Annotated in this window: 1 protein-coding gene; it reads right to left on the bottom strand. The window is 57.9% G+C overall.

Going from position 1 to position 266, the window contains the following annotated elements; all coding sequences use genetic code 11:
- Positions 1–185 (bottom strand): hypothetical protein (locus tag RMT89_RS43470; protein ID WP_315889275.1); only part of this gene is annotated, 185 nt, incomplete at its 3' end.
- Between the last annotated feature and the right edge of the window lie 81 nt (positions 186–266).

Raw genomic sequence — 266 nt, 5'->3', positions numbered from 1 at the left:
GCGATGGACTGGAATGCCTGGAAATGCGGATGCCACGAACGCAATCGCTCGCTTGCCAAGCAGGAAAAGCGGGTGTAGCTTGCCCCAATAATGTTTTTTATCGATAAAAGATCGAGTTGTTTGCTTCCTGCAACGCGATCCACACGGAGGACAGGAAGCACCTGAGAGGAGAAACCGATGAGCATTGTAAGATCGCTTCTCACCCGCCGCGCCTTCAGCGCGCTCGCGGGTGCTGCCGTCCTCGTCACCATGGCCCCCGCCGCCGC

This window comes from Streptomyces sp. P17 (assembly GCF_032436805.1).
GTDB lineage: Bacteria > Actinomycetota > Actinomycetes > Streptomycetales > Streptomycetaceae > Streptomyces.
Note: the sequence above shows the minus strand (reverse complement) of the source record. Positions and strands in the feature narration are given on the sequence as shown.